Origin of the sequence: Streptomyces sp. NPDC003035 (assembly GCF_042888285.1) — a bacterium.
Taxonomy (GTDB): Bacteria; Actinomycetota; Actinomycetes; order Streptomycetales; family Streptomycetaceae; genus Streptomyces.
Map to the genome: position 1 here is coordinate 620,047 of NZ_JBIAPJ010000005.1, position 23,770 is coordinate 643,816.

A 23,770-nucleotide genomic window follows, 5' to 3' on the forward strand; every position below is an offset into this window, starting at 1 on the left:
GAGGAGGAACCGACGTCATGGACGAGCGAACGAAGCACGACCGACCGACGACCCAGGCAGGTGGGGCGCGATGAGCTCACTGTTGCTCCTGACCAACGCCCTCCAGCCGTCGACCGAGGTGCTTCCGGCACTCGGCCTGCTGCTGCACAACGTGCGGGTGGCCCCGGCCGAGGGCCCGGCGCTCGTGGACACCCCCGGCGCCGACGTCATCCTGATCGACGGCCGCCGCGACCTCCCGCAGGTGCGCAGCCTCTGCCAGCTGCTCCGCTCCACCGGACCGGGCTGTCCGCTGATCCTCGTCGTCACGGAGGGCGGTCTCGCGGCCGTCACCGCCGACTGGGGCATCGACGACGTCCTCCTCGACACCGCCGGTCCGGCCGAGGTCGAGGCCCGGCTGCGGCTCGCGATGGGCCGCCAGCAGATCGTCTCCGACGACTCCCCGATGGAGATCCGCAACGGCGATCTCTCCGTGGACGAGGCGACCTACAGCGCCAAGCTCAAGGGCCGGGTGCTTGACCTGACGTTCAAGGAGTTCGAGCTCCTGAAGTACCTCGCGCAGCACCCGGGCCGGGTCTTCACCCGCGCCCAGCTCCTCCAGGAGGTGTGGGGGTACGACTACTTCGGAGGCACCCGTACGGTGGATGTCCACGTACGGCGCCTGCGGGCCAAGCTCGGCCCCGAGCACGAGTCGCTGATCGGCACCGTCCGCAACGTCGGCTACCGCTTCGTGACCCCGGAGAAGGTCGAGCGGGCCGCCGAGGAGGCGCGTGCCAAGGAGGAGGCGCGCACCGCCCGGGTCAAGGAGGCGGACCGGGATGTCACTCCGATGGGCGACGTGAACGTGGTGGATGCCACAGTGCGACCTGCCGGTAGGTAGGTCACCCCGCGTAGACTGCCGCGCGTGGCCAAGGTGACGCGGGATGACGTAGCGCGACTGGCGGGTACTTCGACCGCTGTGGTGAGTTACGTCATCAACAACGGACCCCGGCCGGTTGCCCCGGCCACGCGCGAGCGTGTCCTCGCCGCCATCAAGGAGCTGGGGTACCGGCCCGACCGGGTGGCCCAGGCGATGGCGTCGCGCCGGACGGACCTCATAGGCATGATCGTCCCGGACGCGCGCCAGCCGTTCTTCGCGGAGATGGCGCACGCCGTCGAACAGGCCGCCGCCGAGCGCGGGAAGATGGTCCTGGTCGGCAATTCGGACTACCGCGACGAGCGGGAGGTCCACTACCTCCGCGCCTTCCTCGGGATGCGGGTCTCCGGTCTGATCCTGGTCAGCCAGGGCATGAGCGAGCGGGCCGCGAGCGAGATCGAGGCCTGGGACGCCCGGGTCGTGCTGCTGCACGAGCGGCCCGAGGCGCTGGACGACGTCGCGGTGGTCACCGACGACATCGGCGGCGCCCAGCTCGCCACCCGGCACCTCCTGGAGCACGGGCACCCGTACGTGGCGTGCCTCGGCGGCGTCCCGAACACCCCGGCGGTCGGCGACCCGGTCGCGGACCACGAGGAGGGCTGGCGGCGCGCGATGCTGGAGGCCGGCCTCTCCATCGAGGGCCGGCTGTTCCAGGCCCCGTACAACCGCTACGACGCGTACCAGGTCGCCCTGAAGATCCTCTCCGGCCCGGACCGGCCGCCGGCCATCTTCTGCTCCACCGACGACCAGGCCTTCGGTGTGCTGCGCGCGGCGCGCGAGCTGCGCATCGACGTGCCGACCGAGCTGGCGGTGGCGGGCTTCGACGACGTGAAGGAGGCGGCCCTCACGGACCCGCCGCTCACGACGATCTCCTCGGACCGGCCGGCGATGGCCCGGGCGGCGGTGGACCTCGTCCTGGACGACTCGCTGCGGGTGGCGGGATCGAAGCGCGAGCGGGTGAAGCAGTTCCCCTCGGCCCTGGTCGTCCGCCGCTCTTGTGGCTGCCAGGGCTGACCCGCCTTTATATCGGGCATACAGGGTTCTGTCGGGCTTCTCAGGCCGTCCTCAGGAAGCTCTCATGTACGGCTCCCAGAGTCGTCTCCATGACGGACATGAGGGACTACCAGCAGCAGCCGCAGCAGCAGCCGTACTACCCGCCGCAGCCGCCGTACGACCCCACGGCACCCGGTCCCGCCCACGCGGCCCCTCTCCCCCACCGGCGGGCCAAGCGGGGCGTCGGGCTGATGGCGGCGGTGGCGATCGCCGCGGCGGCCGTCGGCGGCGGCAGCGCGACGCTGGTCCAGCAGCTCACCGCGGACGGCACCACGGGCGCGTCCGGCGTGAGCGGGACGACCGTCTCCGCGAGCAGCAAGGGCACAGTCTCGGGTGTCGCCGAGGCCGTCTCCCCCTCGATCGTGGAGATCTCCGCGAGCTCGACGTCCGGCAAGTCCACCGGCTCCGGCGTGATCATCACGGCCGACGGCGAGATCGTCACCAACAACCACGTGATCTCGGGCGCCTCCTCGATCGGCGTGCGGCTGTCCGACGGGAAGACGTACGAGGCGAAGGTCGTCGGCACGGACCCCGACAGGGACCTGGCGCTGATCAAGCTCCAGGGCGCGTCCGGGCTGAAGGCGGCCACGCTCGGGAACTCCGACAGCGTCAAGGTCGGGGACCAGGTCGTCGCGATCGGCTCCCCCGAGGGTCTGACCGGCACGGTCACCAGCGGCATCGTCTCCGCGCTCGACCGCGATGTGACCGTGGCCAAGGACGACGGCCAGGACCAGCGACAGCAGCAGCAGCAGTACGACCCGCGCCAGGGCTGGCCCTTCGAATTCGGCGGGCAGCAGTTCAACGGTGACACCGGCTCGTCGAAGACCACGTACAAGGCGATCCAGACGGACGCCTCGCTCAACCCCGGGAATTCCGGCGGCGCGCTGATCAATATGAACGGCGAGATCATCGGGATCAATTCGGCCATGTACGCGCCGAGCGCGTCGAACGGTTCTTCGGCCGGCAGCGTCGGTCTCGGATTCGCCATCCCCGTCAACACGCTCAAGGCCGATCTGGACGATCTGCGGTCCGGTGACGGCAAGTCAACTTCTCGGCCGTGAACGACGAGCTTGTCGGCTCGGTCGTCTCCACCTTGTCGCGCTCCCGACTGCCCCCTACGACGGGGCGGTCACGGGTCGCATCTCCTCGGTTCGGCTCAGGCCGACTCGGGGACGGGACTGTTGACGAAGCCCCACGCCAGGGCACCGCGCTTGGCGATGTTGACCCCGGCGACATGGTCGGCTGGGCCAGCGAGCCCGCACCGACGACAGCGGAAGTGTTCCCGAGTGGGCCGGTTGGCCCGCTCGGTGTGCCCGCAGCGCGGGCAGCGCTGCGAGGTGTAGGCCGGGTCCACCGCGATGAACGGCACACCTGCGCGGCGCGCCTTGTACTCCAGGAAGGAGCCGAGCTGGTGGAACGGCCAGGACGACTGTGTGGCCCGCTGGTCGCGTCGAACCGTGACCCGCTCGCGGATGCCCGCCAGTTCCTCGACGGAGATGCCGCGATCGGTGCGTTGGGCGACGGCCACGATGTCCTTGGAAATCCTGTGGTTGATGTGGGTGGCGTGCCGGGCTTCTCGCCGGGCACGCTTCTTGAGCAGACGCGTCGCCGAGCGGGTGCGCTTGGCCTGCAACTCGGCCTTCTTACGAGCCTGCCAGCGCCGGTACCGGTTCAGGCGGCGGCCGGTGTAGTTGGTGCCGTCGCTGGTGGTGGCGAGGTTGTTGACGCCCCGGTCCACCCCGATCCAGCCCTTCGGTTCGAACACCTCGGCATCGGGGACGTCGATGGTGGCGACCAGGAACCACTTGCCGTCCCGGAACACCAGGTCGGACTCACCCCTACGGTGCTCGGCCAGTTGCTTGAGAGCGCCCGGCGAGCACACGAACCGCAGGTTCTTGATGCGCCCGTCGAAGGTCCAGATGGACACGGCCTGCGCGTCGTAGTTCCACGACAGACACCGGTCATCGAACGTGTGCGCCGCGTCGACGCGGAACACGACGGGCTTGGACCCGGCCTTTATCCGGCGTTTCGACCCCTCCTTACCGAGGTTCACGGCTCGTATGTTCGCCCGCAGGGTGGTGTAGGCGTCCACCACACGCTTGATGACGTGCTGCGCTGCCTGCGCCCCCAGCCCACGGGCCTTCAGCTCCCCGTACGACATCGACCGCAGATCCCGCACAGAGCCCTTGAGCCCGAAGTTCTCGAACGATCCTTCCGAGACCCGGTTCGCACACTCGTTGACCGTGCGCAAGGTGCGCTTAAGAGCCGGTGCCTGCACGGCATCCGGCATGAGACGAACCTGCACAACGAGCTTCATAGCGATCAACGTACGACGGCTCGCCACAACACCGTACCGATCCACCAGAACTGGCAGACACTGTGTGGTTCTTCACATCCACGTTGTTTTCATGACGAAGTACCGGTGGGGATATTCACCGACCAGGTCCTGTCCCGGCTCGACGGCGCGCTGAAAGGTGTTTCCGCGCGGTTCCTGCGGCAGGAGTTCCCCAGATACATCCGTACGTGTCTGTGTGTGAGCGGGCCACTTCCGGCCCCCTCCCGTTTCGCCGGATCATGCGGCGGAGCACCGCTCGCGGTCATCAGGACGTATCCAGAACCAGAAACTCCCCACCGCAGCCGGGCAGCACTCCAGAGCGATGCGGCGCTCCACGCCCCCGCACTCAGGATGCGATTCCGCCCGGGCGGGAGCACCCGAGGTTTCTCTCAAGATCGGGCTGAAACACGTGCGAGGCTGACCCCATGACTGGCCCGGTGAACGAAGGCGACCGCATCCTCATCGTCGACGACGAGCCCGCCGTGCGGGAGGCGCTGCGGCGCAGTCTCGCCTTCGAGGGGTACGGGACCGAGGAGGCCGTCGACGGCGTCGACGCCCTCGCCCGGATGGAGTCGTACGCCCCCGATCTCGTCGTCCTCGACATCCAGATGCCGCGGATGGACGGCCTGACGGCGGCCCGCCGCATCCGGGCCTCCGGCTCGACCGTGCCGATCCTCATGCTCACGGCGCGGGACACGGTCGGCGACCGGGTGACCGGGCTCGACGCGGGCGCCGACGACTACCTGGTGAAGCCCTTCGAGCTGGACGAGCTGTTCGCGCGGATCCGGGCCCTGCTGCGCCGCAGCTCGTACGCGGCGGCCGGCGAACCGCAGCCCGAGGGCGATGTGCTGGGCTTCGCCGATCTGCGGATGGATGTGGCGACCCGCGAGGTGACGCGCGGCGGGCGTCCGGTGGAGCTGACGCGTACCGAGTTCACGCTCCTGGAGATGTTCCTGGCCCACCCGCGTCAGGTGCTGACGCGCGAGCAGATCCTGAAGGCGGTGTGGGGCTTCGACTTCGAGCCGAGCTCGAACTCCCTGGACGTGTACGTGATGTATCTGCGCCGCAAGACGGAGGCGGGCGGCGAGCCGCGCCTGGTGCACACGGTGCGGGGCGTGGGGTACGTCCTGCGCGGCGGGGGTCCGGAGTGAGCGGACCCGTGACGTGGTTCCGGTCGCGGCCGTTGCGGTCCCGGCTGGCGCTCCTGACGGCGACCGCGGTGGCGGTCGCGGTGGCGGCGGTGTCGCTGGCGTGCTGGTTCGTGACGCGGGCGCAGCTGGAGGCGGAGCTGGACTCGTCGCTGCGCGGCACCCGGCTCACGCAGGAGGACGCGCGCAGGCTGCTGGCGGCCTGCGCACCGGGGGCGCAGAACCGTCCGGTGCCGGCGGGCCCCTCGCAGACCCTCCAGATCGTGACCGCCACCGGAGAGGTCTGCTCGCTCGGCACCTCCCCGATCCCCTCGGAGCCCGGGGACCTCGCGGTGGCGCGCCTGGAGGAGCCGTACACCCTGCACACCACCAGGGCCGAGAACGGCACGGAGATGCGGGTCTACTCCTATCCCGCGACCATCAACGACCAGCCGGTGGCGATCTCGGTCGCCCGCCCGCTGTACGAGATCGACAACTCGATGTCCACGCTGGGCTGGGTGCTGCTGCTGGTCTCCGGAATCGGTGTCGTGGGCGCCGGGGCGGCCGGGCTCTGGGTGGCGCGGACCGGTCTGGAGCCGGTGAACCGGCTGACGGGCGCGGTCGAGCACGTGGCGGCGACCGAGGACCTGACGGTGCGCATCCCGGTCGAGGGCGAGGACGAGATCGCCCGGCTCTCGCGCTCCTTCAACGCGATGACGGCCGCGCTGGCGGTGTCCCGGGACCGGCAGGCGCAGCTGATCGCCGACGCGGGTCACGAGCTGAGGACCCCGCTGACCTCGCTGCGCACCAACATCGAGCTGCTCGCGCGCAGCGAGCAGACCGGCCGCGCGCTGCCGCCCGAGGACCGGCGGGCGCTGATGGCCTCGGTGAAGGCGCAGATGACGGAGCTGGCCGCGCTCATCGGCGACCTTCAGGAGCTGGCCCGCCCGGACGCGGTGCAGCCGGGCCCGCTGGAGGTCGTACCGCTCCACACGATCCTGCGCTCGGCGCTCGACCGGGCGCGGCTGCGCGGCCCCGAGCTGACCTTCGTCACGGATCTGGCGCCCTGGTACGTCCGGGCGGAACCGGCGGGGCTCGAGCGGGCACTGGTGAACGTGCTGGACAACGCGGTGAAGTTCTCGCCGCCGGGCGGCACGGTCGAGGTGACCCTGATGCGCGGCGAACTGACGGTCCGCGACCATGGCCCCGGCGTCGCCCCCGACGAACTCCCCCACGTCTTCGACCGCTTCTGGCGCTCACCGTCGGCGCGCAGCCTCCCCGGCTCGGGCCTGGGTCTGTCGATCGTGGCCCGCACGGTCCAGCAGGCGGGCGGCACGGTGGCCCTGACGTCGCCGGAGGGCGGCGGCACGGCGGCGGTGCTCCGCCTGCCAGGCGCGCCGATGCCGCCGCCGTCAGTTGTGGCGGATGAGGGACTCGACCAGTCCTGAGCGGGTGTTCGGGAAGTCCAGGGGGACGATGCCGAGGCCCTTCCAGCCGCTCGCCGTGGAGTCCAGGAAGCCGTGGACGCGCGGGTTGAGGTTGTCGGAGTTCCAGCGCGGCGGCAGGGAGGCCGAGGTGCTGACGAAGTTGATGTACAGCTTGCCGGGCTGCTCGACGGCCTGGCGGAAGTGGGCCTCGATCTTGGGGTACTTGGCGTTGGGCAGGGCGTTCCAGTCGTCCTGGAGCGCGATGGCCCCGCCGTCCCACCACTTGAGGCCGGGCAGTCCGCCGTTGTCGGCGATGAGGACGACCTTGCCGCGGGCCTCGCCCAGGGTGGGGAGCGCGTCCCCGATACGGAAGAGGGAGCGCCAGCCGCGGTGGTCGAGGTAGTCGGTGAAGATGGCGCCGAAGGTCGCGTCGGAGTCCGACGAGTACTCCTGCTTGACCCGCATGAGGACGGTCTCGGAGGGATGGGCGGCCAGGAAGTCGCGGCAGGCGATGAGGACGTCACCGAACATCATGCGCTGGTACGAGGCGCCGTGGTGGATGGCGAAGGAGCCGCCGGTGACCCGGCAGCGGATGTCGAGGAAGCGGATTCCGGCGGCGAGCTGCTGTGCGACGGTGGTGTTCTGGCACTCGGACCAGAGGCCGCCGAAGCGCGCGCCGGAGTCGTGGGTGCCGGGGATGGTGAGCCTCTGGAGCGGGGTGAGGTCGCCGTGGCCGGCCATCCAGTCCTGGGTCGTGAGGGCCCGGGTGCGCGCTCGCGCGGGCGGGGCTCCGACCAGGAGGACGGCGCCGGCCGCCGTGGCTCCCGCGAGAAAGCTGCGTCGGTCCATGCGCGGAGTATGACGCGTACGCGTCAAGAAACGCCAGAGTCGCGCGTACGGGGAAGGTCCCGCGTATGCGGAAGGGGCGGCGGACCGGTCGCTCCGGCCGCCGCCCCTCCGCTCAGGGCGCTACGTCAGGTTCACTTGACGATGGTGATCCGGCCCAGCGCCGGCGGCGCCAGCGGGGCGCTCGCCGAGGAGTGGGCGCCCAGGTAGGCGACGAGCACATCCAGGTCGGAGGCACCGACCAGCTTGTTCTTGTGCTCCTTCAGCACGGGGAAGCCGTCGCTGCCGGCCGCCAGGAACTCGTTCATCGCGACCCGGTAGGTCTTCGCCGGGTCGATCGCCTCGCCGTTCAGCCTCACCGAGTCGACCACGATCCGGTCCGCGCCGGTCTTGGTCAGGTCCAGGGTGTACGTGAAGCCCTTGGAGACCTGCAGGTACTTCGGTGCGGCCTGGTTCGCGCCGCTGACCTGCTGCTGGAGCGTGGTGATGAGCTGGGCGCCGGTCAGGTCGACCGCCGTCATCATGTTGGTGAACGGCTGGACGGCGTACGCCTCGGCGTAGGTCACCACGCCGTCGCCCTCGCCACCGGACTGTGCGTGGACCAGCGGCATGCGGACGCCGCCCGGGTTCATCAGCGCGAGCTGGGCGCCGCCCTTGTCGGCCGGGGCCATGGCCTCCAGCTGCGCGTCGGCGATCAGGTAGCCGGCCGGCCTCTCGATGCCGGCGAGCGGGTTCTTGGGGTCGGGCATCGGGTTCTCGATGTCGGCCGAGATGTGACCCACCGCGCGGTTCGCGACCGGCGCGGCCAGCGTCTTGTAGCGGCCGATCAGGTCGGTCATGTCCTTCGCCGGGGTCACGTCACGGGTGACGACGTGGTTCGCGGAGGCGACGGCGGTGCGGACGATGTCCTTCGAACGACGGTCGTACGTCAGCGTCGTGTCGGTGTAGAGCCGGCCGAAGGAGGCCGCCGAGGTGACCGTGCGCGGCTTGCCGGACGGGTCCGGGATGCTGCACGCGTACGCCTGGTGAGTGTGTCCGGTGACCAGGGCGTCGACCTGCGGGCTGACGTTCTTGGCGATGTCGACGATCGGGCCGGAGATGCCGGCGCCCGCGCCCGGGGTGTCGCAGTCGTAGTTGTACGCGCCCGAGGCGGGCAGTCCGCCCTCGTGGAGCAGCGCGACGATCGACTTCACGCCCTTGCGCTCCAGCACCTTGGCGTACTTGTTGATCGTCTCGACCTCGTCGCCGAACTTCAGGCCCTTGATGCCGTCGGCGTTCACGATGTCCGCCGTGCCCTCCAGGGTCACGCCGATGAAGCCGATCTTGACGCCGTTGCGCTCCCACACGAAGTACGGGTCGAGCATCGGCCGGCCGGTCTTCTCGTCCGTCACGTTGGCCGCGAGGTACGGGAAGTCGGCGCCCTCGAAGCTTCGGCCCTCCTCGAAGCAGCCCTCGGTCGGGTGGCAGCCGCCGTTCTGGATGCGGGCCAGCTCGCGCGCGCCCTCGTCGAACTCGTGGTTGCCCACCGAGCTCACGTCGAGCTTCAGCTTGTTCAGCGCCTCGATCGTCGGCTCGTCGTGGAAGAGCCCGGAGAGCAGCGGGGAGGCGCCGATCATGTCGCCCGCGGCGGCGGTGACGGAGTAGCGGTTGCCCTCGCGGGCCTGTCGCAGGTGCGTGGCGAGGTACTCGACGCCGCCGACGCCCTCGATCGTCTTGGTCGAGCCGTCCTCGTTGAGGTGGGTGAGCCGGCCCGACGAACCTGTCGGCGGCTCCAGGTTGCCATGGAGGTCGTTGAAGGAGAGCAGTTGGACGTCGACGTAACGCCCGTGGGCGGCGCCCGGTCGGTCCTCGGTGCCCGAGGCGCCCGCGGGCAGCGCGGCGACGAGCGCACCGGCCGTGGCGAGCCCCGCGCCCACGGCGAGTATCCGCCGCGCCGTCCTCTTCTTCTTCGGTGTTGCTGACATCGCTCCCCTTGTCTCCTCGCCCCTTTTGCGGCGTTGCTCGACTCCTGGTGTGCCAGCGCAGCCTAGAGTCAACGCGCGTAGCGCAACAGGGGGGGCCGGGTTACAAGTCAGTTGATTCCGTAGGCTCGGGGCATGACTCCTGACCCGACACCGGTCCTTGAACCCGGACGGCAGATCCTCACCCTCGACGAACTCTCCCCCGAGCAGGTCCAGGACGTCCTGGACCTGCTGGACGCGGCCGACCGCGCCGACGGACTGCACGCCGTGTCCGAGCAGGGGCGGCTGTATCTGCGGCGCGGCAGGCGCGAGGGCGTACGGCACTTCCTGCTCACGGTCGGATCACACCTCTACGGCTACGCCCAGCTGGAGGACACCGATCCGGTGGAGGCCCCGGCCGCCGAGCTGGTCGTGCACCCGTCGCACCGCGGGCGCGGCCACGGGCGGGCGCTCGGGGCGGCGCTGCTCGCCGCCTCGGGCAAGCGGCTGCGGGTGTGGGCGCACGGCGGGAAGTCGGCGGCCCGGCACCTGGCCCAGGTGCTCGGCCTGACCCTGTTCCGCGAACTGCGCCAGCTGCGCCGACCGTTGGTGCCGCTCGACATCCCGGAGCCCGTGCTGCCCGAGGGCGTCACCGTCCGTACGTACGTACCCGGCCAGGACGACGCGGCCTGGCTCGCGGTGAACGCGGCCGCCTTCGCCCACCACCCCGAGCAGGGCTCGCTCACGCAGCGGGACCTGGACGACCGCATGTCCGAGCCGTGGTTCGACCCGAAGGGCTTCTTCCTCGCGGAGAGGGAGGGGCGGCTGGTCGGCTTCCACTGGACGAAGGTGCACGCCGAGGAGCAGCTCGGCGAGGTGTACGTCGTCGGGATCCTGCCGGAGGCCCAGGGCGGCGGCCTCGGCAAGGCGCTCACCGCGATCGGCCTGCGGCACCTCGCGGCGCAGGCGCTGCCGACGGCGATGCTCTACGTGGACGCGGACAACACGGCGGCGGTGACGGTGTACGAGCGGCTCGGCTTCGTCACGCACGAGGTGGACCTGATGTACCGCACGGAGTCCTGAACCGGACTTTCGGAGGGGGCGGTTGACACCGCCCCCTCTTTTCCACCACCCTTTCACTACTTGATTAGTGAAAGGGTGGTGGAAGGAACGTGCTCGAGTACCGGATCGACCGGCGCAGCGGAGTCGCCACCTACCTCCAGATCGTCCAGCAGACCAAACAGGCCCTGCGCATGGGCGTACTGGAACCCGGCGACCGGCTGCCCACCGCACGCGAGGTCGTCGAGGCCACGGCCATCAACCCGAACACGGTCCTCAAGGCCTATCGCGAACTGGAACGCGAAGGGCTCGTGGAAGCCCGCCGCGGCCTCGGCACCTTCGTCCGCGCGACGCTCGGCACCGGCCCCGCCGACTCACCCCTGCGGGGCGAGCTCGTCGACTGGGCCCGCCGGGCGCGCGAGGAGGGCCTGGACCGGGACGACGTGGCGGCGCTCTTCACATCCGTACTGAAAGAACACTTCGAGGGGGACGACGCATGACCGCCGACACGGCTCTGGAAGCCAGCGGGCTGGGCAAACGCTACGCCGGACGCAAGCGGGTCTGGGCGCTGCTCGACTGCTCCTTCCGGCTTCCCGCCGGCCGCGTCTGCGCCGTCGTCGGTCCCAACGGCGCCGGCAAGTCCACGCTCCTCGCCCTCGCCGCGGGCCTGATCAAGCCCACCGCGGGCACGATCCTCGCCCCCGCCCGGGAGAATCTCGCGTACGTGGCCCAGGACAAGCCGCTGTACCCGCAGCTGACCGTCGCCGAAACGCTCCGGATGGGCCGCGAGCTCAACCCGGACCGCTGGGACGCGGCCCTCGCGGAACGGATCGTCGCCGCCGGGCCCCTGGACCCGGACGCCCGGATCCGTTCCCTCTCCGGCGGCCAGCGCACCCGTGTCGCACTGGCCCTCGCCCTCGGCAAGCGGCCGGAACTCCTGCTCCTGGACGAGCCGATGGCCGACCTCGACCCGCTGGCCCGCCACGAGCTCATGGGCGTCCTGATGGCCGACGCCGCCGAGCGCGGCACGACCGTCGTCATGTCCTCGCACATCCTCGGCGAGCTGGAGGGCGCCTGCGACCACCTGATCCTCGTCGAGGGCGGCGGGGTCCGGCTCGACGGCCCCATCGACGACCTCCTCGCCACCCACACCCTGGTCAGGGGCCCGGTGGCCGACCTCGCCCCGCACACGGTCGTCGACTCCCGCACGACGGGCCGTCAGCTCACCGCCCTCGTTCGGCGGGAGGGGCCGCTCGAAGGCCCGTGGCAGACCTCCGCGCCCACCCTGGAGGAACTCCTCCTCGCCCACCTCCGCGCCGCCCGCACCCCCGAAGGAGCCTCCGCATGAGCAGCCTCGCCCTGAAGGGCCCGTACTGGGTGACGGCCCGCCAGCACCGGCGGGCACTGTGGGTGGCGATCGCCCTCGCGGTGGTGGCGACGGCGGCACTGATCGGCTCCCGCCTGTGGTCGGACAGCACGGTGGAAGCGCTGCGCGCGGCCGGGTGCGCCGTCGGCAGCACGGACCGCTCCTGCTTCCAGCCGGAGCGCGAGTACTGGGACGGCATGTGGATGTCCCGTCACCTCATCGAGTACACCGCACTCGGCATGCTCGTCCTGCCGGGACTGGTCGGCGCCTTCGTCGCGGGCCCGATGCTGGCCCGGGAACTGGAGTCCGGTACGTACAAGCTGGCATGGACGCAGTCCGTCAGCCCGGCGCGCTGGCTCGTGGCGAAGCTGGCCGTGCCCGCCGCGCTCGTCGTCGCGATCGTGCCGCTGCTGAGCCTGCTCTTCTCGTGGGCCTGGCGGACGGGGCCCGCCAACGACTACCCCACGTACTGGTACGACCCGAACGTCTTCGCCTCGCACGGTGTCGTGCCGTTGGCGCACTCGCTCCTGGGGCTGACCGTCGGCACCGTCGTCGGCTTGCTCGTGCGTCGCACGGTCGTCGCGATGGGCGCAGCGGCGCTGGTCATCGGACTCGCGCTGGCGGCCCTGGCCTGGGTGCGCCCGGGCCTCTGGCCCGTCGAGACCGTCACCGGCCGCGAACTGTCACTCAAGGTGTCCGACGCCTGGATCGTGGAGAACGGCATGGTCACCGCCTCTGGCGAGCGCATCGGGTGGGACGCCTGCCAGACCTACTCGGGAGAAAGCGCGGCATGCATGATCGGGCGCGGCGGCGCGGCCGACTACGCCGACTTCCATCCCTCCGCCCACTTCTGGCCACTCCAGCTGGTCGAGACCGGCATCGTCCTCGCCCTCGCCGCCCTCGCCCTGTTCGCCGCCTTCCGGGTGCTGCGCGCCCGGCACCCGTAACGTACGGATCGAGCCGTCGAGAACCGGTCGGCGGGGCCTTCAGGGCCCCGCCCCCGATTCCCGCACGACATGTCGTCGTTACCGGCCATTCAGACACGCTTGCGACGCTCACGCAATGAAGCCCGCCGTGTCTCCTCTCGCCAAGGGGCTCCCCCTAGGGAGACTTCCCTCGCCCACGGCCCGCTCCGACGCGCCCGACGACCCCTTCGCGCGGAAGAATGGGGCCATGAGCCAGCAGCCTGCCGAGGTCCCGGTCCAGTCCTCCGCCAAGCCGTCCGCGAAGAACGCCAAGACGTCCGCGAAGGCGTCCTCGAAGCCGTCCGCCAAGAGTGCCCAGAACGGTGAGCCGACCGCCCAGCCGTCCGTCGGTTCCATAGCGGCGCACCGCCCCCACGCCGTCCACACGGGGCCGGCGTCGGACCTCGAGCCCGACCTGGACGCCGACCCCGACGCGTACGAGGACGACGACGCCGCCGGCGAGCTTCCCCAGGGCCGCTTCCTCGACCGCGAGCGCAGCTGGCTCGCGTTCAACGAACGGGTCCTCGAACTGGCCGAGGACCCCACCACGCCCCTCCTCGAACGAGCGAATTTCCTCGCGATCTTCGCCTCGAACCTCGACGAGTTCTTCATGGTGCGCGTCGCCGGTCTCAAGCGCCGGATCGCCACCGGCGTCGCCACGCGTTCCGCCTCCGGGCTGCAGCCCCGCGAGGTGCTCGACCTGATCTGGACCCGCTCGCGCGAGCTCATGGCCCGGCACGCCGCCTGCTACCAGCAGGACGTGGCCCCGGCCCTCGCCGAGGAGGGCGTCCACCTGATCCGCTGGCCCGAGCTGACGGAGAAGGAGCAGGCGCGGCTCTTCACCCTGTTCCGGCAGCAGATCTTCCCGGTGCTCACGCCGCTGGCCGTCGACCCCGCGCACCCCTTCCCGTACATCTCCGGCCTCTCGCTCAACCTCGCCGTAGTCGTACGCAACCCGGTCAGCGGCCACCGCCACTTCGCCCGCGTCAAGGTGCCGCCGCTCCTCACCCGCTTCCTGGAGGCCTCTCCGCAGCGGTACGTCCCCCTGGAGGACGTCATCGCGGCGCACCTGGAGGAGCTCTTCCCCGGCATGGAGGTGCTGGCCCACCACATGTTCCGGGTGACCCGGAACGAGGACCTGGAGGTCGAGGAGGACGACACCGAGAACCTCCTCCAGGCCCTGGAGAAGGAGCTGCTGCGCCGCCGCTTCGGGCCGCCGGTCCGCCTGGAGGTCGAGGAGTCCATCGACCCGTACGTCCTCGATCTGCTCGTCCGCGAGCTGAAGGTCTCCGACGCCGAGGTGTACCCGCTGCCCGGCCCGCTCGACCTCACCGGTCTCTTCGGGATCGCCTCGCTGGACCGGCCCGAGCTGAAGTACCCCAAGTTCGTCGCCGGCACCCACCGCGATCTCGCCGAGGTCGAGTCGGCCTCCGCGCCCGACATCTTCATGGCGCTGCGCGAGCGGGACGTGCTGCTGCACCACCCGTACGACTCCTTCTCCACCTCCGTCCAGGCGTTCCTGGAGCAGGCGGCCGCCGACCCGGACGTCCTCGCCATCAAGCAGACGCTGTACCGGACCTCCGGCAAGTCCCCCATCGTCGACGCCCTGATCGACGCCGCCGAGAGCGGCAAGCAGGTCCTCGTCCTCGTGGAGATCAAGGCCCGCTTCGACGAGCAGGCCAACATCAAGTGGGCGCGCAAGCTGGAGGAGGCCGGCTGCCATGTCGTCTACGGCCTCGTCGGTCTGAAGACCCACTGCAAGCTGTCGCTCGTCGTCCGGCAGGAGGGCGAGGTGCTGCGCCGGTACTCGCACGTCGGCACCGGCAACTACCACCCCAAGACGGCCCGGCTCTACGAGGACCTCGGTCTGCTCACCGCCGACCCGCAGGTCGGCGCCGACCTCTCCGACCTGTTCAACCGGCTCTCCGGCTACTCGCGCCGCGAGACCTACCGCCGGCTGCTCACCGCGCCCAAGTCCCTCCGGGACGGTCTGGTGTCCCGGATCCACAAGGAGATCGCCCACCACCGGGCGGGCCGGCCGGCGTACGTCCGGATCAAGGTCAACTCGATGGTCGACGAGGCCGTCGTCGACGCCTGCTACCGGGCCTCGCAGGCGGGCGTCCCGGTCGACATCTGGGTCCGCGGCATCTGCGCGATCCGCCCCGGCGTCACCGGCCTCTCCGAGAACGTCCGGGTCCGCTCGATCCTCGGCCGCTTCCTGGAGCACTCGCGGATCTTCGCCTTCGGCAACGGCGGCGAGCCCGAGGTCTGGTTCGGCAGCGCCGACATGATGCACCGGAACCTGGACCGCCGGATAGAGGCGCTGGTACGGGTCTCCGACCCGGCCCACCGAGCCGCCCTGAGCCGGCTCCTGGAGACCGGAATGTCCGACACCACCTCCTCCTGGCACCTCGGCCCGGACGGGAACTGGACGCGGCACGCGACCGACCCGGAGGGCCAGCCGCTGCGGCACGTCCAGGAGATGCTCATCGACGCGCGGAGGCGCCGGCGTGCACAACCCTGACCACCCCTCCCTCTCCCGGAACGTCTCCGCGGGCGCCTCCACGGGCGCCCCGCGCGCCTCCGCGGGCGACTTCAGAGGCGTCACGGCGGGTGAGGTCCTCTCCCCCTACCTCCAGGCGCGCGCCGGAGACTTCCTGCGCGCCCTGCGCCTGCACACCGAGAGCGGCGCGGACACGGCGGGCTCCGAGGAGGCCGCCCGGTCGCTCCGGTCCGCCGCCCGCCGGATCAGCGGCACCCTGCACACCTTCCGGCCGCTTCTCGACGCCGCCTGGGCCGACCAGCTGCGTACGGAGCTCGCCTGGCTGTCGGGAACGCTCGCCCTGGAGCACGCCTGCACCTCCCGGCTCGTCCGGCTGGTGGACGCGCTGTCCCGGCTGTCGAACGGCAGTGGTCCCGTCCCGGTGGCGCGGGGTACGGAAGGCAGCCGGGGTCTTACGGTCGGCGCCGCCCGCGCCGGCGCCCTGCTCGACCGCCAGCTCAGCCTCGCCCGTACGCGAGCCCACTCGGCGGCCCTCCAGGCGCTGGGCTCCTCCCGCTTCCACGCGGTCGCGGACGCCGTCGCGCTCCTCGCCTCCGAGGTGCCTCTTGGGCCCGCGGGGGAGGCCCCGGCGATCGAGGTCCTCGACGCCCCGGCCGCGGTCGTCGAGCGCCGCCTCACGGAGGCCGTGGCCGGCCTGCCGCTGTCCCGGGCGGCCCACCCGTACAACGCGGACGCCCTCGCCCTCGCGGCCGGCGAGGCCCAGGACGCGCCCTGGCACCAGACGCGGCTTCTGCTGCGCCTCCACCGGTACGCCTGCGAGGTCCTGCACGGCACCGAGCCCGATCCGGCCCTCTACGAGGCAGGCCGCGCCCTCGACCGCCACCGGGACGCCTCCGAGGCCGCCGCCGCGGCCGCCACGGCGGCCCGCACCCCCCGGATCGCCCCGGCCACGGCGTACGCCCTGGGCGTCCTCCACGCCGACCAGCGCCACGAGGTCGAGGCCGCCCGCTTCGCCTTCCAGCGCGCCTGGCAGCGCACGACGGCGCCGGTCCCGTGATCCTCGCTGCCGGCTGCGTCCTGTGGCGTCCCGCCCGCTCGGGGCGGGGCATCGAGATCGCCCTGGTCCACCGGCCGAAATATGATGATTGGTCCCATCCGAAAGGAAAGCTGAAACGCGGCGAGACCGCCGAGGCGTGCGCGGTCCGCGAGGTACGGGAGGAAACCGGCCAGTCCTGCGCCCTGGGCCCCCGCCTCCCCGCGGTCCGCTACCTGGCGAACGGTCGCCAGAAGGAGGTCACGTACTGGTCGGCCCGTGCGCTCGGGGGTACGTTCACCCCGACGGCGGAGGTCGACCGGGTGGACTGGCTCACCCCCGCGCAGGCCCGCGACCGCCTGACCCAGCCCAGGGACCGCGAACTCCTCGACGTGCTGGTGTCGACCCCGTAGACGCGGGCAGGCGCCCGGGGCCGGGCACTGTCGCCCGTCCGGCCGCCCGCCCGAGGGCCCCGCACTCGGCCTTCCGTCACGGTTCACTTCCCGTTCACTCTCCCCCGTCGGCCGCTTCACCTGTTCTGCCTAATTTCGGCCGTACAAGGTGCACAAGCACAGCGCTGCACCCACAACCCCGACACACGCCGCCGTAGAACGTTCAGGACACTGGGTCCGCGCCAGGCGGCTTCTGGAAGGAACACCCGAAAGTGAAGCTTTCGCGCAACAACGGGCTTCGCGCCTCTGCGATCGGTGCCCTCGTCGTCTCCGGCGCCCTCGTCCTGTCGGCGTGTGGTTCGGACGACAACACCGGCACGACCCCGAACGGCGGGAAGACGTCCGCCGCGGCGTCGAACATCAAGTGCGAGGACGCCAAGGGCCAGCTCCTCGCCGCGGGCTCCTCCGCGCAGAAGAACGCCATGGACCTCTGGGTCAAGAACTTCCAGGCCGCGTGCTCGGGCGTCGAGGTCAACTACCAGTCCATCGGCTCCGGCGGTGGCATCACCAAGTTCAACCAGGGCCAGGTCGCCTTCGCCGGCTCCGACTCCGCCCTGAAGGAGGAGGAGGTCGCCGCCTCGCAGAAGATCTGCAAGGGCGGCAAGGGCATCAACCTGCCGATGGTCGGTGGCCCCATCGCCATCGGTTACAAGCTCGACGGCGTGGACAACCTGGTCCTCGACGCCTCCACCATCGCCAAGATCTTCGACACGAAGATCACCAAGTGGAACGACCCGGCGATCGCCAAGCTGAACCCGGGCGCCAAGCTGCCGGACAGCAACATCCAGGCCTTCCACCGCTCCGACGAGTCGGGCACCACCCAGAACCTGGGCAAGTACCTCTCCACCGCCGCCGCGGCCGACTGGAAGCACGACCCGAAGGCGAAGTCCTGGCCCGCCCCGGGCGGCCAGGCCGCCAACGGCTCCTCCGGTGTCGCCGCCGCGGTCAAGGACGCCGAGGGCTCCATCGGCTACTTCGAGCTCTCCTACGCGACCGCCAACAAGATCTCCACGGTCAGCGTCAACACCGGTGCCGCCGCCCCCGTCGCCGCCACCACGGAGAACGCCTCCAAGGCCATCGCCGCCGCCAAGGTCAAGGGCACCGGCAGCGACATGGCCCTCTCCCTCGACTACGCCACCAAGGCCGAGGGCGCGTACCCGCTCGTCCTGGTCACGTACGAGATCGCCTGCGACAAGGGCAACAAGGCGGAGACCCTGCCGACCCTGAAGGCGTTCCTCAACTACGCGATCAGCGAGGAGGGCCAGAAGGTCCTCGCCGAGGCCGACTACGCCCCGATGCCGGCCGAGATCGCGGCCAAGGTCCGCGAGATCGTCCCCACCCTGTCCTGATCCCAGGCCGGGCCGGTCCGTCGGCCACCCCCGACGGACCGGCCCGGCATCCGGTGCACCGCCGCCAGGAGCCCGTACATCCGTACCGGCTCCGCAGACCGGAGAGTCGGAATGGCTACGACAACCCCACCCATAGAAAACGACGGGCGCGCCAGGGGCGCGACCCGCCCCGGAGACCGGATCTTCCTCGGGCTGTCCCGCGGATCCGGCATCACGCTCCTGGTGCTGATGGCCGCGATCGCCGGCTTCCTCACCTACCGGGCCGCGCTCGCGATCTCCCAGGACTCCACGAACTTCTTCACCACCTTCGAGTGGAACCCGGCCGGCGACCCGCCGGTCTTCGGCATCGCCGTCCTCGCCTTCGGCACGGTCGTCTCGTCGATCATCGCCATGGTCATCGCCGTGCCGGTCGCCATCGGCATCGCGCTGTTCATCTCGCACTACGCCCCGCGCAAGCTGGCCAAGCCGCTCGCGTACGTGGTCGACCTGCTCGCCGCCGTCCCCAGCATCATCTACGGCCTCTGGGGCGCGATATTCCTGGTCCCGTACCTGGACGGCCTGAACCAGTGGCTCGACGAGTACCTGGGCTGGACGTACATCTTCGACAAGGCCAGCGACGGCGTCGCCCGCAACATGTTCACCGTGGGCATCCTGCTGGCGATCATGATCCTGCCGATCATCACCAACGTGACCCGCGAGGTCTTCCTCCAGGTCCCGAAGATGCACGAAGAGGCCGCACTCGCCCTCGGCGCCACGCGCTGGGAGGTCATCCGGATGTCCGTCCTCCCCTTCGGCCGCTCGGGCATCATCTCCGCCTCGATGCTGGGCCTCGGCCGCGCGCTCGGTGAGACGATGGCAGTGGCCGTCGTGCTCTCGCCCAGCTTCGTCCTCTCGGGCCACCTGCTCGACCCGGGCGGCGGCACGTTCGCCCAGAACATCGCCGCCAAGTTCAACGAGGCGAACGAGTTCGGCCGGGACGCCCTGATCGCCTCCGGCCTGGTGCTCTTCGTCATCACCCTGCTGGTCAACGGCGCGGCCCGGTGGATCATCGCCCGCCGCAAGGAGTACTCGGGGGCCGCGGCATGAGCGACGCACGCGCGGCCGCCGGGTCGCAGACGGAGACACAGCCCGCACCTCTGCGCCGCGTGGGCGGAGAAGCGATTGATGGGGAAGCAGCATGAGCCACGCCATACAGGACCGTCCGCCGGTGCAGAGCATTGTCACGCACGACCCGCTCAAGCACGCCCGGCTCCCGCGCTGGACCCCGTTCGCCATCGCCATAGGGTCGATCGCCGGCGGCGTCGGCCTCGGTCTCGCGGCCGGCTGGCACAGCCGCATCCAGTGGGGCCTGCTCGCCGCGCTGTTCTTCGTCCTCGCGACGTACGCGATCACCACCAAGGTCGAGGGCTCCCGCCAGGCCAAGGACCGGGTCGCGACCAGCCTCGTCTGGGTCTGCTTCGTCCTGGCCGTCATCCCGCTGCTCTCCCTCGCCTGGGTCACGATCAGCAAGGGCATGGAGGTACTCGACCCGTACTTCCTCACCCACTCGATGAACGGCGTCCTGGACGCCGAGGCCGGCGGTGGTGTCTACCACGCGCTGCTCGGCACCATCGAGCAGGTCGGCATCGCGACCCTGATCGCCGCGCCGATCGGCCTGCTGACCGCGGTCTACCTCGTCGAGTACGGCGGTGGGAGGCTCTCCCAGGCCGTCACCTTCTTCGTCGACGTCATGACGGGCATCCCGTCGATCGTCGCGGGTCTGTTCATCCTCGCCACCTGGAATCTGATGCTGGGCTTCGGGCCCTCCGGGTTCGCCGGCGCGATGGCCCTCGCGATCCTGATGATGCCGGTCGTCGTCCGCTCCACCGAGGAGATGCTCAAGCTCGTCCCGAACGAGCTGCGCGAGACCTCCCTGGCCCTCGGCATCCCGAAGTGGCGCACGATCCTGAAGGTGGTCCTGCCCACCGCGATCGGCGGCATCACCACGGGCGTCATGCTCGCGGTCGCCCGCATCACCGGTGAGACGGCCCCCGTCCTGCTCCTCGTGTTCGGGACGAAGCTCATCAACCCGAACCCCTTCGAAGGCGCTCAGTCCTCCCTGCCGCTCTACGTGTACGAGCAGTACGCGGTCGGCACCGACGCAGCCGTGGCCCGCGCCTGGGGCGCCGCGCTCGTCCTGATCGCCTTCGTCATGTTCCTCAACCTGGTGGCCCGCGGCATCGCCCGCTGGAAGGCACCGAAGACCGGCCGCTGACCGCGGCCACCTGGGAAGTGAATTGATATGGCCAAGCGAATCGACGTCAGCGGCCTCTCCGCCTACTACGGCGCCCACAAGGCGATCGACGACATCTCCATGACCGTCGAGCCCCGCTCGGTGACGGCCTTCATCGGCCCCTCCGGCTGCGGCAAGTCGACCTTCCTGCGCACCCTGAACCGCATGCACGAGGTCACCCCCGGCGGCCGCGTCGAGGGCAAGGTGATGCTGGACGACGAGAACCTGTACGGCTCCCACGTCGACCCGGTCGCGGTGCGCCGCACGGTCGGCATGGTGTTCCAGCGCCCCAACCCGTTCCCGACGATGTCGATCTTCGACAACGTGGCGGCGGGCCTGCGCCTGAACGGCCGGTACAAGAAGTCCGAGCTCAACGACATCGTCGAGCGTTCCCTCAAGGGCGCGAACCTCTGGAACGAGGTCAAGGACCGCCTGAACAAGCCGGGCTCCGGCCTCTCCGGCGGTCAGCAGCAGCGTCTGTGCATCGCCCGCGCGATCGCGGTCGAGCCCGACGTCCTGCTGATGGACGAGCCCTGCTCGGCCCTGGACCCGATCTCCACGCTGGCGATCGAGGACCTGATCGGCGAGCTGAAGGAGCGCTTCACGATCGTCATCGTGACGCACAACATGCAGCAGGCCGCCCGCGTCTCGGACCGCACGGCCTTCTTCAACCTGGCGGCCGTGGGCCAGCCCGGCAAGCTGATCGAGCTGGACGACACCGAGCGCATCTTCTCCAACCCGAGCGTCCAGGCGACCGAGGACTACATCTCCGGCCGCTTCGGATAAGCCGACACCCCCGAGACCGTCCTGCGGTGCTGCATGGCGGTGCCACCACAGGACGAAAGGGCCCGCCCCCTCTACCCGAGGGGGCGGGCCCATTTCCGTACGCGTACGCCTGCCGGGAGCTACCTGCCGGGGGGCTACCCGAAGAACAGCTTCACCACGTAATAGCTCACCGCCGCCACCAGCGCCGCCGCCGGCATCGTGATGAACCACCCCAGGATGATGTTCTTCGCGACGCCCCAGCGCACCGCGTTCACCCGCTTCGTGGCGCCCACACCCATGATCGCCGAGGTGATCACGTGCGTCGTCGAGATCGGCGCGTGGAACATGAACGAGGCCGTGTACATCACGGACGCCGCCGTGGTCTCCGCCGCGAAGCCCTGCGGCGGGTCCAGCTCGATGATCCGGCGGCCGAGCGTCCGCATGATGCGCCAGCCGCCCGCGTACGTACCGAGCGAGAGCATCACGGCACAGGCGATCTTCACCCAGGCCGGGATCGCGTCACCGGCCTGCTCGACATCGGCGATGACCAGGGCCATCACCACGATGCCCATCGTCTTCTGCGCGTCCTGAAGACCGTGACCGAGCGCCATGCCCGCCGCCGACACCGTCTGGGCGATACGGAAGCCACGCTTCGCCTTGCTCGGGTTCGCCTTGCGGAAGATCCACAGGATCGCGCACATGACCAGGTAGCCGAGGAGCAGACCGACGACCGGCGAGATGAACATCGGGATGACGACCTTCTCGAGCACCCCGGACCAGATCACCTCGATCCCGCCCGCGAGCGCCGCGCCCACCATGCCGCCGAACAGCGCGTGCGAGGAGGAGGACGGAAGGCCGAAGTACCAGGTGACCAGGTTCCAGACGATCGCGCCGACCAGCGCGGCGAAGAGGATGCCCATCCCCTTGCTGCCCTCGGGCGTCTCGATCAGTCCCTTGCTGACGGTCTTGGCGACCCCGCTGCCGAGGAACGCTCCGGCGAGGTTCATCACCGCGGCCATCGCCAGCGCCGCGCGCGGCGTCAGCGCCCGGGTCGAGACCGAGGTGGCGATGGCGTTCGCGGAGTCGTGGAACCCGTTCGTATACGTGAAGCCGAGCGCGACACCGATGGTCACGATCAGCGCAAAGGTGTCCACGAAGCCTCAGGACTCCTTGACCGCGATGGTCTCCACCGTGTTCGCCACGTGCTCGAAGGCGTCGGCCGCCTCCTCCAGCACATCCACGATCTGCTTCAGCTTGAGCACCTCGATGGCGTCGTACTTGCCGTTGAAGAGGTGCGCGAGGAGCTTGCGGTGGATCTGGTCGGCCTGGTTCTCGAGACGGTTGATCTCGATCCAGTACTCGGTGAGGTTGTCCATCGTCCGCAGGTGCGGCATCGCCTCGGCGGTCAGCACGGCCGCGCGGGACAGCACCTCGATCTGCTGCTCGACACCCTTGGGAAGCTCTTCGACGTTGTAGAGGACGACCAGGTCGACGGCCTCCTCCATGAAGTCCATGATGTCGTCGAGGGAAGACGCGAGGTTGTAGATGTCCTCGCGGTCGAACGGCGTGATGAAGGAGGAGTTCAGCTGGTGGAAGATCGCGTGGGTGGCGTCGTCACCGGCGTGTTCCGCTGCCCGCATCCGCTCCGCGATCTCGGCCCGGGCGGACATGTCCGCTCCGAGCAGTTCCATGAGGAGCTTCGAGCCCGTGACGATGTTGTCCGCCGACGCGGCGAACATGTCGTAGAAGCTCGTCTCCCTGGGGGTCAGACGAAATCGCACGTGGGGTCCTCGGGGTGCTGGGTTTCGGTCAGGCTGATGCTAGGCGCATCATCCGGCCACGGCTAACCGGCGTCCCTTCAGTGTCGCCCATCAGGCACAGTGATCTGCACGTGCCCCCGCCCGGACCGGCGGGGATCGGTACCATATACCCACGAGGGGTATACACACCCTTTCTGGACAACGGGAGGACGCGATGACGACCACCGAGGCGGCCGAGGGCATCCCCCAGCCCGTCGAGAGCGCTGTGCCCGTCACCGAGCACGACCACGGCGTGCACGGCTACCACAAACAGAAGGACGAGCACCTCAAGCGGCTGCGCCGGATCGAGGGCCAGATTCGCGGTCTGCAGCGGATGGTCGACGAGGACACGTACTGCATCGACATACTCACCCAGGTGTCGGCCTCCACGAAGGCCCTGCAGTCCTTCGCGCTCCAGCTCCTGGAGGAGCACCTGCGCCACTGCGTCGCCGACGCGGCGATGAAGGGCGGCGACGAGATCGACGCGAAGGTGGAGGAAGCGACGAAGGCCATCGCACGGATGATGCGCACCTGAGAGCCGGAGCCCGGCCGACGGCCCCGGCCTC

General features: G+C 70.3%; 22 protein-coding genes. 17 read left to right on the forward strand and 5 right to left on the reverse strand.

Annotation, left to right across the window (positions count from 1 at the left end):
* Positions 1-70: 70 nt before the first annotated feature.
* The 3 genes from ACFYV5_RS19695 to ACFYV5_RS19705 all read left to right on the forward strand — a co-directional run bounded on the left by ACFYV5_RS19695 (position 71) and on the right by ACFYV5_RS19705 (position 3,027).
* Entirely contained in the window at positions 71-877 is an 807-nt protein-coding gene (locus tag ACFYV5_RS19695; protein WP_355104310.1) for a response regulator transcription factor, read from the forward strand.
* A 24-nt stretch (positions 878-901) separates the two neighbouring features.
* Positions 902-1,927 (forward strand): LacI family DNA-binding transcriptional regulator, encoded by a 1,026-nt coding sequence (locus ACFYV5_RS19700; protein WP_355104308.1) that lies wholly within the window; start codon positions 902-904, stop codon positions 1,925-1,927.
* Between the two features lie 98 nt (positions 1,928-2,025).
* Complete coding sequence (locus tag ACFYV5_RS19705; protein WP_389170010.1) at positions 2,026-3,027, forward strand: S1C family serine protease; 1,002 nt, start codon at positions 2,026-2,028, stop codon at positions 3,025-3,027.
* Between the two features lie 95 nt (positions 3,028-3,122).
* On the opposite strand, the gene ACFYV5_RS19710 is transcribed toward ACFYV5_RS19705, so the two are convergent.
* Positions 3,123-4,283: an RNA-guided endonuclease InsQ/TnpB family protein gene (locus tag ACFYV5_RS19710; RefSeq protein ID WP_389170013.1), complete on the reverse strand. Its 1,161-nt coding sequence runs from the start codon at positions 4,281-4,283 to the stop codon at positions 3,123-3,125.
* Between the two features lie 443 nt (positions 4,284-4,726).
* Here ACFYV5_RS19710 and ACFYV5_RS19715 point away from each other — a divergent pair, with 443 nt between their 5' ends.
* Positions 4,727-5,452 carry a response regulator transcription factor gene (locus ACFYV5_RS19715; RefSeq protein WP_355104304.1) on the forward strand — a complete coding sequence of 242 codons (726 nt, stop codon included), beginning with the start codon at positions 4,727-4,729 and terminating at the stop codon, positions 5,450-5,452.
* Between the two features lie 8 nt (positions 5,453-5,460).
* Positions 5,461-6,876 carry a sensor histidine kinase gene (locus ACFYV5_RS19720; protein WP_389169855.1) on the forward strand — a complete coding sequence of 472 codons (1,416 nt, stop codon included), beginning with the start codon at positions 5,461-5,463 and terminating at the stop codon, positions 6,874-6,876.
* Here ACFYV5_RS19720 and ACFYV5_RS19725 read toward each other — a convergent pair.
* Positions 6,841-7,704: a phosphatidylinositol-specific phospholipase C domain-containing protein gene (locus ACFYV5_RS19725; protein ID WP_389169858.1), complete on the reverse strand. Its 864-nt coding sequence runs from the start codon at positions 7,702-7,704 to the stop codon at positions 6,841-6,843. The two genes, ACFYV5_RS19720 and ACFYV5_RS19725, sit on opposite strands and share 36 nt — an antisense overlap.
* A 131-nt stretch (positions 7,705-7,835) precedes the next feature.
* Positions 7,836-9,665 carry a bifunctional metallophosphatase/5'-nucleotidase gene (locus ACFYV5_RS19730; protein ID WP_389169861.1) on the reverse strand — a complete coding sequence of 610 codons (1,830 nt, stop codon included), beginning with the start codon at positions 9,663-9,665 and terminating at the stop codon, positions 7,836-7,838.
* 132 nt (positions 9,666-9,797) lie between these two features.
* Between ACFYV5_RS19730 and mshD the strand changes: the two genes are divergently transcribed.
* The 11 genes from mshD (at position 9,798) to pstB (ending at position 21,426) form a co-directional block, all read left to right on the forward strand.
* A complete protein-coding gene (gene mshD, locus ACFYV5_RS19735) occupies positions 9,798-10,724 on the forward strand; it encodes a mycothiol synthase (protein WP_389169864.1) in 927 nt (308 codons plus the stop codon).
* Positions 10,725-10,813: 89 nt separating this feature from the next.
* Positions 10,814-11,200 carry a GntR family transcriptional regulator gene (locus ACFYV5_RS19740; protein WP_355104295.1) on the forward strand — a complete coding sequence of 129 codons (387 nt, stop codon included), beginning with the start codon at positions 10,814-10,816 and terminating at the stop codon, positions 11,198-11,200.
* Entirely contained in the window at positions 11,197-12,048 is an 852-nt protein-coding gene (locus tag ACFYV5_RS19745; RefSeq protein ID WP_355104293.1) for an ABC transporter ATP-binding protein, read from the forward strand. The genes ACFYV5_RS19740 and ACFYV5_RS19745 overlap by 4 nt, the downstream gene beginning before the upstream one ends.
* A complete protein-coding gene (locus tag ACFYV5_RS19750) occupies positions 12,045-13,013 on the forward strand; it encodes a hypothetical protein (RefSeq protein WP_389169868.1) in 969 nt (322 codons plus the stop codon). Before ACFYV5_RS19745 ends, ACFYV5_RS19750 begins: the two co-directional genes overlap by 4 nt.
* Before the next feature lie 226 nt (positions 13,014-13,239).
* The gene (locus tag ACFYV5_RS19755) at positions 13,240-15,555 is read left to right on the forward strand and encodes an RNA degradosome polyphosphate kinase (RefSeq protein WP_389169871.1); all 2,316 of its coding nucleotides are present in this window, start codon (positions 13,240-13,242) and stop codon (positions 15,553-15,555) included.
* Entirely contained in the window at positions 15,542-16,591 is a 1,050-nt protein-coding gene (locus tag ACFYV5_RS19760; RefSeq protein WP_389169873.1) for a CHAD domain-containing protein, read from the forward strand. Before ACFYV5_RS19755 ends, ACFYV5_RS19760 begins: the two co-directional genes overlap by 14 nt.
* Positions 16,588-16,980, forward strand: coding sequence for an NUDIX hydrolase (locus ACFYV5_RS19765; protein ID WP_355104285.1), 393 nt, complete (start codon positions 16,588-16,590; stop codon positions 16,978-16,980). Before ACFYV5_RS19760 ends, ACFYV5_RS19765 begins: the two co-directional genes overlap by 4 nt.
* A gap of 251 nt (positions 16,981-17,231) precedes the next feature.
* Complete coding sequence (pstS, locus tag ACFYV5_RS19770) at positions 17,232-18,368, forward strand: phosphate ABC transporter substrate-binding protein PstS (RefSeq protein ID WP_389169876.1); 1,137 nt, start codon at positions 17,232-17,234, stop codon at positions 18,366-18,368.
* Between the two features lie 111 nt (positions 18,369-18,479).
* Complete coding sequence (gene pstC, locus ACFYV5_RS19775; RefSeq protein WP_355104281.1) at positions 18,480-19,454, forward strand: phosphate ABC transporter permease subunit PstC; 975 nt, start codon at positions 18,480-18,482, stop codon at positions 19,452-19,454.
* Positions 19,455-19,545: 91 nt separating this feature from the next.
* Positions 19,546-20,622 (forward strand): phosphate ABC transporter permease PstA, encoded by a 1,077-nt coding sequence (gene pstA / locus ACFYV5_RS19780; protein ID WP_389169880.1) that lies wholly within the window; start codon positions 19,546-19,548, stop codon positions 20,620-20,622.
* Positions 20,623-20,649: 27 nt separating this feature from the next.
* The gene (gene pstB, locus ACFYV5_RS19785) at positions 20,650-21,426 is read left to right on the forward strand and encodes a phosphate ABC transporter ATP-binding protein PstB (protein WP_355104277.1); all 777 of its coding nucleotides are present in this window, start codon (positions 20,650-20,652) and stop codon (positions 21,424-21,426) included.
* A gap of 134 nt (positions 21,427-21,560) precedes the next feature.
* Here pstB and ACFYV5_RS19790 read toward each other — a convergent pair whose 3' ends face one another.
* Positions 21,561-22,559 (reverse strand): inorganic phosphate transporter, encoded by a 999-nt coding sequence (locus ACFYV5_RS19790; RefSeq protein ID WP_355104275.1) that lies wholly within the window; start codon positions 22,557-22,559, stop codon positions 21,561-21,563.
* Between the two features lie 6 nt (positions 22,560-22,565).
* Complete coding sequence (locus ACFYV5_RS19795) at positions 22,566-23,186, reverse strand: DUF47 family protein (protein WP_329118043.1); 621 nt, start codon at positions 23,184-23,186, stop codon at positions 22,566-22,568.
* A 193-nt stretch (positions 23,187-23,379) separates the two neighbouring features.
* Here ACFYV5_RS19795 and ACFYV5_RS19800 point away from each other — a divergent pair, with 193 nt between their 5' ends.
* Entirely contained in the window at positions 23,380-23,739 is a 360-nt protein-coding gene (locus ACFYV5_RS19800; RefSeq protein ID WP_355104271.1) for a metal-sensitive transcriptional regulator, read from the forward strand.
* The last annotated feature ends 31 nt before the right edge of the window (positions 23,740-23,770 follow it).